Origin of the sequence: Enterobacter cloacae complex sp. IR53041, from assembly GCF_049238285.1 — a bacterium.
Taxonomy (GTDB): domain Bacteria; phylum Pseudomonadota; class Gammaproteobacteria; order Enterobacterales; family Enterobacteriaceae; genus Enterobacter; species Enterobacter roggenkampii.
Map to the genome: position 1 here is coordinate 247,074 of NZ_JBMKHB010000003.1, position 12,313 is coordinate 259,386.

A 12,313-nucleotide genomic window follows, 5' to 3' on the forward strand; every position below is an offset into this window, starting at 1 on the left:
CGGCCTGATGCCCTCACCCCGGCCCTCTCCCACAGGGAGAGGGAGAACTAATTTTGAGAGATTTCTTCTTTCACAGACCGGTGGAAGAAAAGAGAATCGGGCCTTTGCGCCTGAAAGTTGCGGAGAAAAAGCATGGCGGGGAATGACCGCGAGCCAATAGGACGTAAGGGAAGACCAACGCGTCCGGCGAAAGAAAAGGTAAGCCGTCGTCGCCTCAGAGATGAGGACTATGACGATGACTATGAAGACGATGATGAGGATGAAGAACCGATGCCGCGTAAAGGGAAAGGCAAAGGGCGCAAGCCTCGGGGCAAACGCGGCTGGTTCTGGCTGCTGCTGAAGCTCTTTATTGTTTTTGTTGTGCTGATGGCAATTTACGGCGTCTATCTGGATCAGAAGATCCGCAGCCGTATCGACGGTAAAGTCTGGCAGTTGCCTGCGGCCGTGTATGGCCGCATGGTGAACCTTGAGCCAGATATGTCCATCACGAAAAACGAAATGGTAAAACTGCTGGAAGCCACCCAGTATCGTCAGGTGTCAAAAATGACGCGCCCTGGCGAATTCACCGTGCAGGCCAACAGCATTGAGATGATCCGCCGTCCGTTTGATTTCCCGGACAGCAAAGAGGGTCAGGTGCGCGCGCGTCTGACCTTTGACGGCGATCGTCTGGATACCATCGAGAACATGGATAACAACCGTCAGTTCGGTTTCTTCCGTCTCGATCCCCGCCTGATCACCATGCTCTCGTCGGCGAACGGCGAACAGCGTCTGTTCGTGGCGCGTAACGGCTTCCCGGATCTGCTGGTTGATACCCTGCTGGCAACCGAAGACCGCCACTTCTACGAGCATGACGGCATCAGCCTCTACTCGATTGGCCGTGCGGTCCTGGCTAACCTGACCGCGGGCCGTACCGTGCAGGGGGCAAGTACGCTGACCCAGCAGCTGGTGAAGAACCTGTTCCTCTCCAGCGAGCGCTCTTACTGGCGTAAAGCGAACGAAGCGTATATGGCCGTGCTGATGGATGCGCGCTACAGCAAGGATCGTATCCTTGAGCTGTATATGAACGAGGTGTACCTCGGTCAGAGCGGCGACAACGAAATCCGCGGCTTCCCGCTGGCGAGCCTGTACTACTTTGGTCGTCCGGTCGAAGAGCTGAGTCTGGACCAGCAGGCGCTGCTGGTTGGCATGGTGAAAGGGGCGTCCATCTATAACCCGTGGCGTAACCCGAAACTGGCCCTGGAGCGTCGTAACCTGGTGCTGCGTCTGCTGCAACAGCAGCAGGTGATTGACCAGGAGCTGTACGACATGCTGAGCGCACGTCCGCTTGGCGTGCAGCCGCGCGGTGGGGTGATCTCGCCTCAGCCTGCGTTTATGCAGCTGGTGCGTCAGGAGCTGCAGAGCAAGCTTGGCGATAAGGTGAAAGATCTCTCCGGCGTGAAGATCTTTACGACCTTTGACTCCGTGGCGCAGGATGCGGCAGAAAAAGCGGCGGTGGAAGGCATTCCGGCGCTGAAGAAACAGCGTAAGCTCTCCGATCTTGAAACCGCGATGGTGGTGGTTGACCGTAACTCCGGCGAAGTTCGTGCGATGGTGGGCGGTGCCGAGCCGCAGTTTGCTGGCTATAACCGTGCCATGCAGGCGCGTCGCTCGATCGGCTCTCTGGCAAAACCGGCAACCTATCTCACTGCCCTGAGTCAGCCAAACCAGTATCGTCTCAATACCTGGATTGCGGATGCGCCGATCTCCCTGCGCCAGCCTAACGGCCAGGTGTGGTCACCGCAGAACGACGACAAGCAGTTTAGCGGTCAGGTGATGCTGGTGGATGCGTTGACGCGCTCCATGAACGTGCCGACGGTGAACCTGGGCATGTCGCTGGGTCTGCCAGCGATTGTCGATACCTGGCAGAAGCTGGGCGTGGCGAAAGATCAGCTGCACCCGGTACCGGCGATGATCCTGGGTGCGCTCAACCTGACGCCGATCGAAGTGGCGCAGGCGTTCCAGACGATCGCCAGCGGCGGTAACCGCGCGCCGCTCTCCGCCCTGCGTTCGGTGATTGCCGAAGATGGCTCCGTGCTGTATCAGAGCTTCCCGCAGGCGGAACGTGCCGTTCCTGCGCAGGCGGCCTATATGACGCTGTGGACGATGCAGCAGGTGGTGCAGCGCGGTACCGGCCGTCAGCTGGGGGCGAAGTATCCGGGCCTGCATCTGGCGGGTAAAACCGGGACCACCAACAACAACGTTGATACCTGGTTTGCCGGTATTGATGGTCGTGAAGTGGTGATCACCTGGGTAGGCCGCGACAACAACCAGCCGACCAAGCTGTACGGCGCGAGCGGGGCGATGTCGATTTACCAGCGCTATCTGGCGAATCAGTCCCCGGTGCCGCTGAACCTGGTTGCGCCGGAAGATATCGTCGATATGGGCGTGGACAGTTCCGGTAACTTCGTCTGCGGCGGCGGAATGCGTACTCTGCCGGTCTGGACAACCAACCCGGATTCCCTGTGCCAGCAAAGCCAGCCAGAACAGCCAACGGGTAACCCGTTTGAGCAGTCTTCTCAGCCACAACAGCCGCAGCAGCAACAGCCGCAGCAGCAGCAGAACGAGAAGAAAGACAGCGATGGTGTCGCAGGCTGGATTAAAGATATGTTCGGCGGTAACTAACCGCGTGAGGTCCCCCCGCAAGGGGGGATTTTTTTACCCATTCCCCCCCTTTTTTTAACCCTCTTTTTAATATTGATTAACCCTTCGTTCTCTCCTGGTTATTTCTTAAACCCTTAATTCTCGTAGGGCCGCTTACTGCTTGCTATGCAGTCAGCGTTTCGCCTATTATGCTGCGGTCATAATAATAATTCTCGTTTACGTTATCATTCACTTTTCCATCAGAGATACACCATGGCGCTTTCCAATACTGCTCAGCCAATCAATACGTCGCTGCGTAAAATCGCGGTCGTCGTCGCCACAGCGGTTGCCGGCATGTCGGCTTATACACATGCTGCCGAAACCCCGAAAAAAGAAGAAACCATTACGGTAACCGCAGCACCTGCGGCACAGGAAAGTGCCTGGGGACCGGCACCCACGATTGCGGCTAAACGCACCGCCACCGCAACCAAGACCGATACCCCGATTGAGAAAACCCCGCAGTCTATTTCTGTCGTCACCCGTGAAGAGATGGACATGAAGCAGCCGGGGACGGTTAAACAGGCGCTGGCCTATACGCCGAGCGTGTTCGCAACACGTGGGGCGTCTACAACGTATGACGTTGTTTCTATTCGTGGGTTCACCACCTCCAGTACCGTGAATACTAACCAGTATCTGGACGGGATGAAGCTGCAGGGAGATAACTATTCTGAAGCGTCCATGGATCCGTATTTCCTTGAGCGCGTCGAGCTGCTGCGTGGCCCAACGTCCGTTCTTTACGGTAAAAGCCACCCGGGCGGCGTGGTAAGCATGGTCAGCAAGCGCCCAACCACCGAGCCACTGAAAGAAATTCAGTTCAAAATGGGTACCGATAACCTGTGGCAGACCGGGTTTGATTTCAGCGATGCGATTGATGATGACGGCGTGTGGTCATACCGTCTGACCGGACTGGGGCGCAGCGAAAATGCGCAGCAGGAGATGGTGAAATCTTCCCGCTACGCCATTGCACCTGCTTTCAGCTGGCGTCCTGACGATAAAACCGATTTTACTTTCCTGAGCAACTTCCAGAGCGATCCGGATGCAGGCTATTACGGCTGGCTGCCGCGGGAAGGTACCGTTGTGCCTTACTACGATGCCAACGGCAAAGCACACAAGCTGCCGACCGATTTCAACGAAGGTGAAGAAGATAACAAGATCTCCCGTCGTCAGAAAATGGTGGGTTACAGCTTCTCGCATCAGTTTGATGACACCTTTACCGTGCGTCAAAACCTGCGTTACACCAAAATCAATACGCTTTACCGTTCCGTCTACGGTAACGGCTATATTGCACCGGCCCAGATCAGCCGCGCGTATGTGCGCTCCGATGAGGACCTCAACTCGTTTACCGTTGATACTCAGCTTCAGTCCAAATTCGCGACGGGTGCAGTGGATCATACCCTGTTGACGGGCGTTGATTACCTCCGCATGCGTAATGATATTGATGCTGACTACGGCACGGCCGATCCCATCAGTATGACGAAGCCTGCGTACGGCAATCCAAATGTCGACGTTTACTACCTTTACAAAGTGCTCAACCGTCAGGAACAAACCGGCCTTTATGCGCAGGATCAGGCTGAATGGGATAAGTGGGTACTCACAATGGGTGGCCGCTATGACTTTGCGAAAACCTCAGCACTGACGCGTACAACCGGTACTACCGCGGAAATCAACGATCAGGCATTCACGTGGCGCGGCGGGATTAACTACCTGTTCGACAACGGCATCACGCCTTATTTCAGCTATAGCGAATCGTTCGAACCGATTTCGGGTACCACTCAGGGCGGCAAACCGTTCGATCCTGCACGCGGCAAGCAATATGAAGCGGGCGTGAAGTACGTACCGAAAGATCTGCCTGTTGTGGTCACGGCTGCTGTTTATCAGTTAACCAAAAACAACAACCTGACGGCCGATCCGGCGAACCCGACCAGCGGCTTTAGCGTGCAGGGCGGTGAAATTCGCTCTCGCGGTTTCGAACTGGAAGCGAAAGCTGCCGTCTCTGCCAACGTGAACGTGACGGCTTCCTATAGCTTTACTGATGCGAAATACACGCACGATACCTGGTATGAAGGCCGTCGTCCGGCGGAAGTGCCGCGCAATATGGCGTCTCTGTGGGCAGATTATACCTTCCACGAGACGGCGTTGAGTGGTCTGACGGTAGGGGCTGGCACCCGTTACATTGGTAACACCGTGTCCTATTACTCTGCCTCGTCGCCAAAAGCCTACCAGTCATTCAACGTCGCGGGCTATGCCCTGGCGGATGCCACCGTGAAATACGATCTGGCACGCTTTGGACTTCCCGGCTCTTCTGTCGGCGTCAACGTGAACAACATCTTCGATCGCGAATACGTCTCCAGCTGCTACAGCGAATATGCCTGCTACTGGGGAGCAGGACGTCAGGTTGTTGCTACCGCGACCTTCCGCTTCTAATCTCTCTTCGGGCACGGTTCGCCGTGCCCTTTTTATTTAAGTTGGCTGATATGCAGGATAATCAAACGCAACCCGACACCACCTTTACGCTCAACCATCTCTCCTTTCGCGTACCCGGGCGCACCTTGCTGCATCCGCTCTCTTTGACGTTTCCCGCAGGTAAAGTCACTGGCCTGATTGGTCACAACGGTTCCGGTAAGTCCACGCTGCTCAAGATGCTGGGACGACATCAGCCGCCGTCAGAAGGCGACATCCTGCTGGATGACCAACCGCTGGAGAGCTGGAGCAGTAAAGCCTTTGCCCGCAAAGTGGCGTATCTGCCGCAGCAGCTGCCGCAGGCGGAGGGGATGACGGTGAGAGAGCTGGTGGCGATTGGGCGTTATCCGTGGCATGGCGCGCTTGGACGCTTTGGCGTGGCCGACAGAGAGAAAGTGGAAGAGGCGATTGCGCTGGTCGGGCTTAAGCCGCTGGCGCACCGTCTGGTGGATAGCCTGTCCGGCGGTGAACGCCAGCGCGCGTGGATTGCAATGCTGGTGGCCCAGGACAGCCGCTGCCTGCTCCTCGACGAACCCACCTCAGCACTTGATATCGCCCATCAGGTCGACGTTCTGGCGCTGGTGCACCGCTTAAGCCAGCAGCGCGGTCTGACGGTGATTGCGGTGCTGCATGATATCAACATGGCGGCACGCTACTGCGATTACCTTGTTGCGCTGCGCGGCGGCGAAATGATTGCGCAGGGAACGCCGTCCGAGCTGATGCGCAGCGAAACGCTGGAACAGATTTATGGTATTCCGATGGGTATTCTGCCTCACCCGGCCGGGGCTGCACCGGTGAGCTTCGTGTACTGATGCTGGACAACATGCGCATTAGCCGCCGTCGCCTGCTGACGGCGATGGCCCTCTCACCGCTGCTGTTAAAAATGAATACGGCGCGTGCCGCCGCCGTCGATCCGCACCGCATAGTGGCGCTGGAGTGGTTGCCGGTCGAGCTGATGATGGCGCTCGGCGTTACGCCCTACGGCGTCGCGGACATTCCCAACTATAACCTCTGGGTGAACGAGCCGAAGCTGCCGGACTCGGTGATCAACGTCGGCCTGCGTACGGAGCCAAACCTCGAGCTGCTCACCCAGATGAAACCGTCGTTCCTCTTCTGGTCCGCGGGCTACGGTCCGTCAGAAGAGGTGATGGCGCGCATTGCGCCCGGGCGCGGATTCGCTTTCAGCGACGGTAAAAAACCGCTGGCCGTAGCGAAAAATTCGATTGGCGAGATGGCGCATTTCCTTAACCGGGAAGCGGAGGCCAAACGGCATCTCGCCGAATTTGATGCCCTGATCGACTCCCTCAAGCCGCGTTTTGCTCACCGGGGCGATCGTCCGCTGCTGATGGTGACGCTGCTGGATGCCCGCCATATGCTGGTCTTTGGTAAAAACTGCCTGTTCCAGGAGGTGCTGGACAGCTTCGGCATTCGCAACGCCTGGGAAGGGGAGATGACGTTCTGGGGCAGTACCGCTGTGGGTATCGATCGCCTCGCGGCGTTTCGCGATGTGGATGTGCTGTGCTTCGATCACGGCAACGAGCGCGACATGCAAACCCTGATGGCGACCCCGCTCTGGCAGGCGATGCCGTTTGTGCGCGAGCGGCGCTTCCAGCGCGCTCCGGCGGTCTGGTTCTACGGCGCGACGCTGTCGGCGATGCATTTTGCCCGCGTGCTGGATAACGCCCTGGGAGGTAAAGCATGAGTACGCGTATTGCCCGTTTCCCGGCGCTTCTGCTGATGCTGATTTTTCTTGCCGCGCTGGCGTTAACCGGGTTCAACCTCTCTGCCGCGTTACCGCGCGCGCAATGGGGAGCCGCGCTGGCCTCGCCGGATATCGACAATATTCAGCAGATGCTGTTCCACTACAGCCTGCTGCCGCGTCTGGCAATCTCCCTTTTAGTCGGTGCCGGTTTAGGGCTGGTGGGCGTGCTGTTCCAGCAGGTGTTACGTAACCCGCTGGCGGAGCCAACCACGCTCGGCGTCGCGACCGGCGCACAGCTTGGGATCACTATCACCACGCTGTGGGCGCTGCCGGGAGCGTTAACCTCGCAGTTTGCGGCACTCGCGGGGGCGTGCGTAGTGGGCGCACTGGTCTTTGGCGTGGCCTGGGGCAAACGCCTTTCCCCTGTGACGCTCATTCTGGCCGGGCTGGTGGTGAGCCTCTACTGTGGCGCGATTAACCAGCTGCTGGTGCTGTTCCACCACGATCGGCTGCAAAGCATGTTCCTGTGGAGTACCGGTACGCTCACCCAAACCGACTGGAGCGTTGTGCTGCGCCTGTGGCCGCAGCTGGCTGGCGGTGTCGTGCTGACGCTGCTGCTCCTGCGTCCCCTGACGCTGATGGGACTGGATGATGGCGTGGCGCGTAACCTGGGGCTGGCGCTGTCGCTGGCTCGCCTGGCGGCGCTGACGCTGGCGATTGTATTGAGCGCCCTGCTGGTGAATGCGGTTGGCATCATCGGGTTTATCGGCCTGTTTGCGCCGCTGCTGGCGAAAATGCTTGGTGCGCGCCGTTTGCTGGCGCGTCTGCTGCTGGCCTCGCTGATTGGGGCGCTGATCCTCTGGCTTTCCGATCAGCTTATTCTCTGGCTGGCGCAGGTCTGGAGGGAAGTCTCCACCGGCTCTGTGACCGCGCTTATCGGGGCGCCGCTGCTGCTTTGGCTGCTGCCGCGTCTGCGCAGCATGAGCGCACCGGCGATGGATGCGGGCGATAAAGTCCATGCTGAACGTCAGTCGGTACTGTGGTTTAGCCTTGCCGGGCTGGCGGTGCTGATTATTGCCTCGTTCGCGGCGCTCTCATTCGGTCGCGATGCCGCGGGCTGGCACTGGGCAACGGGCGATTTACTCAACGACCTGCTGCAGTGGCGCTGGCCGCGTATCTTTGCTGCGCTGATTGCAGGGGTAATGCTGGCGGTGGCGGGGTGCATTATTCAGCGTCTGACCGGCAACCCGATGGCGAGCCCGGAAGTGCTTGGGATCAGCTCTGGCGCCGCCTTTGGCGTGGTGCTGATGCTGTTCTTTGTGCCGGGCAATGCGTTTGGCTGGCTGATGCCTGCCGGCAGTCTCGGGGCGGCGGTTACGCTGCTGATTATCCTGATTGCCGCCGGTCGCGGCGGGTTTTCACCGCACCGCATGCTGCTGGCGGGGATGGCGCTCAGCACCGCGTTCACCATGCTGCTGATGATGCTGCAGGCAAGCGGCGATCCGCGTATGGCGAAGATCCTGACCTGGATATCCGGCTCAACGTACGGCGCGACCGGCAGCCAGGCGATCGGGTCCGGGATCGTGATGGTCGTGCTGCTGGCGATGGTGCCGCTGTGCCGACGCTGGCTGACTATTCTGCCGCTCGGCGGTGAAACCGCACGTGCGGTGGGAATGGCGCTGACGCCAGCGCGTGTAGCGCTGCTGCTGCTCGCCGCGTGCCTGACGGCGACGGCCACCATGACGATTGGCCCGTTGAGTTTTGTGGGGTTAATGGCGCCGCATATCGCCAGAATGATGGGGTTCCGCCGGACGATGCCGCATATCGTCATGTCGGCCCTCACGGGTGGGGTGATGCTGGTGTTTGCAGACTGGTGCGGAAGAATGGTGCTGTTCCCGTATCAGATCCCGGCGGGGCTGCTGTCGACCTTTATTGGTGCGCCGTATTTTATTTATCTGTTGAGAAAGCAGAGTCGGTAATCAGGTGCGGCTTGATGCCCTCTCCCACGGGGAGAGGGAGAACACCGTAGGCCGGGTAAGCGTTAGCGCTACCCGGCAATGCCCTTAGAGCTTCGCAAACACCTTACGCGCCGCGTCAATGGTGTTATTGATATCTTCTTCGCTGTGCGCCACGGACATAAAGCCCGCCTCGAATGCGGACGGTGCCAGGTACACGCCTTCTTCCAGCATCAGGTGGAAGAAGCGCTTGAAGCGTTCAACGTCGCACTTCACCACGTCCTGATAGCGGGTCACGGTTTTCGCCTCGGTGAAGAAAATCCCGAACATCCCGCCTACGTGGTTAACCACCAGCGGAATACCGGCCTCTTCTGCCGCTTCCAGCAGGCCGTTTGCCAGCTGCGTGGTCCGGTCGGTCAGGGTTTCGTGAATACCTGGCTGAGCCACTTCGGTCAGGCAGGCAAAGCCCGCCGCCATGGCGATAGGGTTACCGGAGAGCGTGCCCGCCTGGTAAACCGGGCCGGTTGGTGCCAGCGCTTCCATGACGTCCTTACGACCACCGAACGCGCCGACCGGCATGCCGCCGCCGATGATTTTACCCAGGCAGGTGAGGTCCGGCTCCACGCCGTAATAAGACTGGGCGCCCGCCAGCGCCACGCGGAAGCCGGTCATCACTTCGTCGATGATCAGCAGCGCGCCGAACTCATCGCACAGGGCGCGCAGGCCCGGCAGGAAGTCAGGCTGCGGTGGGATACAGTTCATGTTGCCCGCAACCGGCTCAACGATGATGCAGGCGATCTCCTGCGGATACTGCTCGAACGCCGCGCGAACGGTGTTCAGATCGTTGTAGGTACAGGTCAGGGTATGCTTCGCGAAATCCGCAGGTACGCCAGGCGAGTTTGGCTGGCCGAGCGTCAGCGCGCCGGAACCCGCTTTCACCAGCAGGCAGTCCGCGTGGCCGTGGTAGCAGCCTTCGAACTTGATGATTTTGTCGCGGCCGGTAAAACCGCGCGCCAGGCGGATGGCGCTCATGGTGGCTTCGGTACCGGAGTTCACCATGCGCACCATGTCCATGGTCGGGACCAGCTCGGTGACCAGTTCCGCCATCTTCACTTCCATTTCGGTAGGTGCACCGAAGCTCAGGCCGCGCTGGGCGGCTTCAATTACCGCGTTACGAATGGCCGGGTGGTTGTGACCCAGCACCATCGGTCCCCAGGAGCCGACGTAATCGATATAGGCTTTGCCATCGACATCATACAGATACGCGCCGTCAGCACGTTCGATAAACAGCGGCGTGCCGCCCACGCCGGTAAAGGCGCGCACAGGTGAGTTCACGCCACCCGGAATAAGCTCGCGGGCTGCACTGTAGAGGTTTTCAGACTTGCTCATGGCGTCGTTCCTGGTTCGTATAAAATGATTAAGCCCACTATTCTAAGTGATTCGGGGAAGGTTATGAAATTTTTAGCCTGGTAATGCTTTAAGATTTGTTAAGTAATTTTCAGGAGACGGTGGGGCAGTCTCTGGTAAAATCCACGCGGCTTTTGTATGACGAATAAGTACAGGACATGAAATCAGATTCTCCGTCTTTTGAAGAACAACAGTTTACGCGCGCCCAGCATCGAATCAGTATTCGTCGGCTGCTCAATCGCGATAAAACGCCGCTGGCGATCCTGCTGGCCGCTGCCGTGGTGGGAACGCTCGCCGGTCTGGTGGGCGTGGCGTTTGAAAAAGCGGTTAATGCCGTGCTCAACTGGCGAGTGGGAACCGTGGCCGGTTTCGCCGACAGCCGATGGCTGGTCTGGGTTGCGGCGTTCGGGCTGTCGGCGCTGTTTGCCATGGTGGGGTATTTTCTGGTGCGTAAATTCGCGCCAGAGGCGGGCGGGTCCGGCATCCCGGAAATTGAAGGGGCGCTGGAGGAGCTGCGTCCTGTGCGCTGGTGGCGAGTCATTCCGGTGAAATTTATCGGCGGCATGGGTACGCTGGGCGCGGGAATGGTGCTCGGCAGGGAAGGGCCCACGGTTCAGTTGGGCGGGAACGTCGGCCGCATGGTGGGCGATCTCTTTCGGATGCGCAGCGCCGAAGCGCGCCATACGCTGCTGGCTACCGGTGCGGCGGCGGGGCTATCGGCGGCCTTTAACGCGCCGCTGGCGGGCATTTTGTTTATCATCGAAGAGATGCGCGCGCAGTTTCGCTACAACCTGATCTCCATTAAAGCGGTGTTTACCGGCGTCATTATGTCGAGCATCGTGTTTCGCCTCTTTAATGGCGAAGGGGCGGTCATTGAGGTGGGTAAACTGACCAATGCGCCGGTTAACACCCTGTGGCTTTACCTGATCCTCGGCATGATTTTTGGCGTGGTGGGACCGCTGTTTAACACCTTTATCCTGCGCGCTCAGGATATGTTCCAGCGTATTCACGGTGGGAATACGACTAAATGGGTGCTGATGGGCGGCCTGCTTGGCGGAATCTGTGGTGTGCTCGGGTTTATCGAGCCAAATGCTGCGGGCGGCGGCTTCGGGCTGATCCCCATTGCGGCGGCGGGGAACTTCAGCGTGGGTCTGCTGCTGTTTATGTTTATCTCCCGCGTCATCACCACGGTATTGTGTTTTTCCTCCGGCGCGCCCGGCGGGATTTTCGCCCCGATGCTGGCGCTGGGAACCTTGTTGGGCACCGCGTTTGGTATGGCGGCTGAAGCGGGCTTTCCCGCCTATCACCTTGATGCAGGGACCTTTGCGGTAGCCGGAATGGGGGCGCTGCTGGCCGCCTCCCTGCGCGCGCCGTTGACCGGTATCGTGCTGGTGCTGGAGATGACGGACAATTACCAGCTCATTTTGCCAATGATCATTACCTGTCTCGGGGCGACACTATTAGCCCAGTTCCTGGGTGGAAAACCGCTATACTCCACCATCCTCGCGCGTACCCTGGCAAAACAAGAGGCGGAGCGGGCCGCCGCGCAGAATACTTGAATGAATTACCAGGGTATTAGATAATGACGAAAAGAATTGGGTGAATTTTACCCAATAGCAGTATTCATGGGAGCATAAGATGAGTGATGACGTAGCTGTGCCGCTGGAATTTACCGAAGCAGCAGCCAACAAAGTGAAAACCCTGATTGCCGACGAAGACAATCCGGATCTGAAACTGCGTGTCTATATTACCGGTGGCGGCTGCAGCGGCTTCCAGTACGGTTTTACTTTTGACGATCAGGTTAACGATGGCGATATGACCATTGAGAAACAGGGCGTCGCGCTGGTGGTTGACCCGATGAGCCTGCAGTATCTGGTAGGTGGTTCTGTCGACTACACCGAAGGTCTGGAAGGTTCACGCTTTGTGGTCACCAACCCGAACGCAACAAGCACCTGCGGGTGTGGGTCTTCGTTCAGCATTTAAGCCTGAATGCGGATTGTAGGCCCGGTAAGCGAAGGGTATGAACCGGAAACATGGGTAACACTTTAGACCGGATACATGGGTAACAGTTATAACTGGCATAGAAGAGGAGACTCGCTATGCCCTGGAC

Annotated in this window: 8 protein-coding genes; 7 read left to right on the forward strand and 1 reads right to left on the reverse strand. The window is 58.6% G+C overall.

Annotated features, from left to right (window positions below):
* Positions 1–132: 132 nt before the first annotated feature.
* The 5 genes from mrcB to fhuB all read left to right on the forward strand — a co-directional run bounded on the left by mrcB (position 133) and on the right by fhuB (position 8,820).
* Positions 133–2,661: a bifunctional glycosyl transferase/transpeptidase gene (gene mrcB, locus ACOTXF_RS03965; protein ID WP_047745519.1), complete on the forward strand. Its 2,529-nt coding sequence runs from the start codon at positions 133–135 to the stop codon at positions 2,659–2,661.
* A 231-nt stretch (positions 2,662–2,892) separates the two neighbouring features.
* A complete protein-coding gene (gene fhuA, locus ACOTXF_RS03970; protein ID WP_021240495.1) occupies positions 2,893–5,103 on the forward strand; it encodes a ferrichrome porin FhuA in 2,211 nt (736 codons plus the stop codon).
* 50 nt (positions 5,104–5,153) lie between these two features.
* Entirely contained in the window at positions 5,154–5,951 is a 798-nt protein-coding gene (fhuC, locus tag ACOTXF_RS03975; protein WP_008501928.1) for a Fe3+-hydroxamate ABC transporter ATP-binding protein FhuC, read from the forward strand.
* Positions 5,951–6,841: a Fe(3+)-hydroxamate ABC transporter substrate-binding protein FhuD gene (gene fhuD, locus ACOTXF_RS03980; RefSeq protein WP_234115344.1), complete on the forward strand. Its 891-nt coding sequence runs from the start codon at positions 5,951–5,953 to the stop codon at positions 6,839–6,841. The genes fhuC and fhuD overlap by 1 nt, the downstream gene beginning before the upstream one ends.
* On the forward strand, positions 6,838–8,820 hold the full coding sequence (gene fhuB, locus ACOTXF_RS03985; RefSeq protein WP_048961821.1) for a Fe(3+)-hydroxamate ABC transporter permease FhuB: 1,983 nt from the start codon (positions 6,838–6,840) through the stop codon (positions 8,818–8,820). The genes fhuD and fhuB overlap by 4 nt, the downstream gene beginning before the upstream one ends.
* 84 nt (positions 8,821–8,904) lie before the next feature.
* Here fhuB and hemL read toward each other — a convergent pair whose 3' ends face one another.
* On the reverse strand, positions 8,905–10,185 hold the full coding sequence (gene hemL / locus ACOTXF_RS03990; protein ID WP_008501925.1) for a glutamate-1-semialdehyde 2,1-aminomutase: 1,281 nt from the start codon (positions 10,183–10,185) through the stop codon (positions 8,905–8,907).
* A gap of 176 nt (positions 10,186–10,361) precedes the next feature.
* On the opposite strand from hemL, the gene clcA reads away from it, so the two are divergent.
* Both clcA and erpA read left to right on the forward strand, forming a co-directional pair.
* Entirely contained in the window at positions 10,362–11,762 is a 1,401-nt protein-coding gene (gene clcA / locus ACOTXF_RS03995) for a H(+)/Cl(-) exchange transporter ClcA (protein WP_021240492.1), read from the forward strand.
* 79 nt (positions 11,763–11,841) lie between these two features.
* Positions 11,842–12,186: an iron-sulfur cluster insertion protein ErpA gene (gene erpA / locus ACOTXF_RS04000; RefSeq protein WP_008501923.1), complete on the forward strand. Its 345-nt coding sequence runs from the start codon at positions 11,842–11,844 to the stop codon at positions 12,184–12,186.
* The last annotated feature ends 127 nt before the right edge of the window (positions 12,187–12,313 follow it).

Bases quoted from the DNA above. Each gene is read 5' to 3' on its own strand.
- clcA (WP_021240492.1), top strand. From the start codon at position 10,362: ATGAAATCAGATTCTCCGTCTTTTGAAGAACAACAGTTTACGCGCGCC.
- fhuD (WP_234115344.1), top strand. From the start codon at position 5,951: ATGCTGGACAACATGCGCATTAGCCGCCGTCGCCTGCTGACGGCGATG.
- erpA (WP_008501923.1), top strand. From the start codon at position 11,842: ATGAGTGATGACGTAGCTGTGCCGCTGGAATTTACCGAAGCAGCAGCC.
- fhuB (WP_048961821.1), top strand. From the start codon at position 6,838: ATGAGTACGCGTATTGCCCGTTTCCCGGCGCTTCTGCTGATGCTGATT.
- fhuA (WP_021240495.1), top strand. From the start codon at position 2,893: ATGGCGCTTTCCAATACTGCTCAGCCAATCAATACGTCGCTGCGTAAA.
- hemL (WP_008501925.1), bottom strand. From the start codon at position 10,185: ATGAGCAAGTCTGAAAACCTCTACAGTGCAGCCCGCGAGCTTATTCCG.
- mrcB (WP_047745519.1), top strand. From the start codon at position 133: ATGGCGGGGAATGACCGCGAGCCAATAGGACGTAAGGGAAGACCAACG.
- fhuC (WP_008501928.1), top strand. From the start codon at position 5,154: ATGCAGGATAATCAAACGCAACCCGACACCACCTTTACGCTCAACCAT.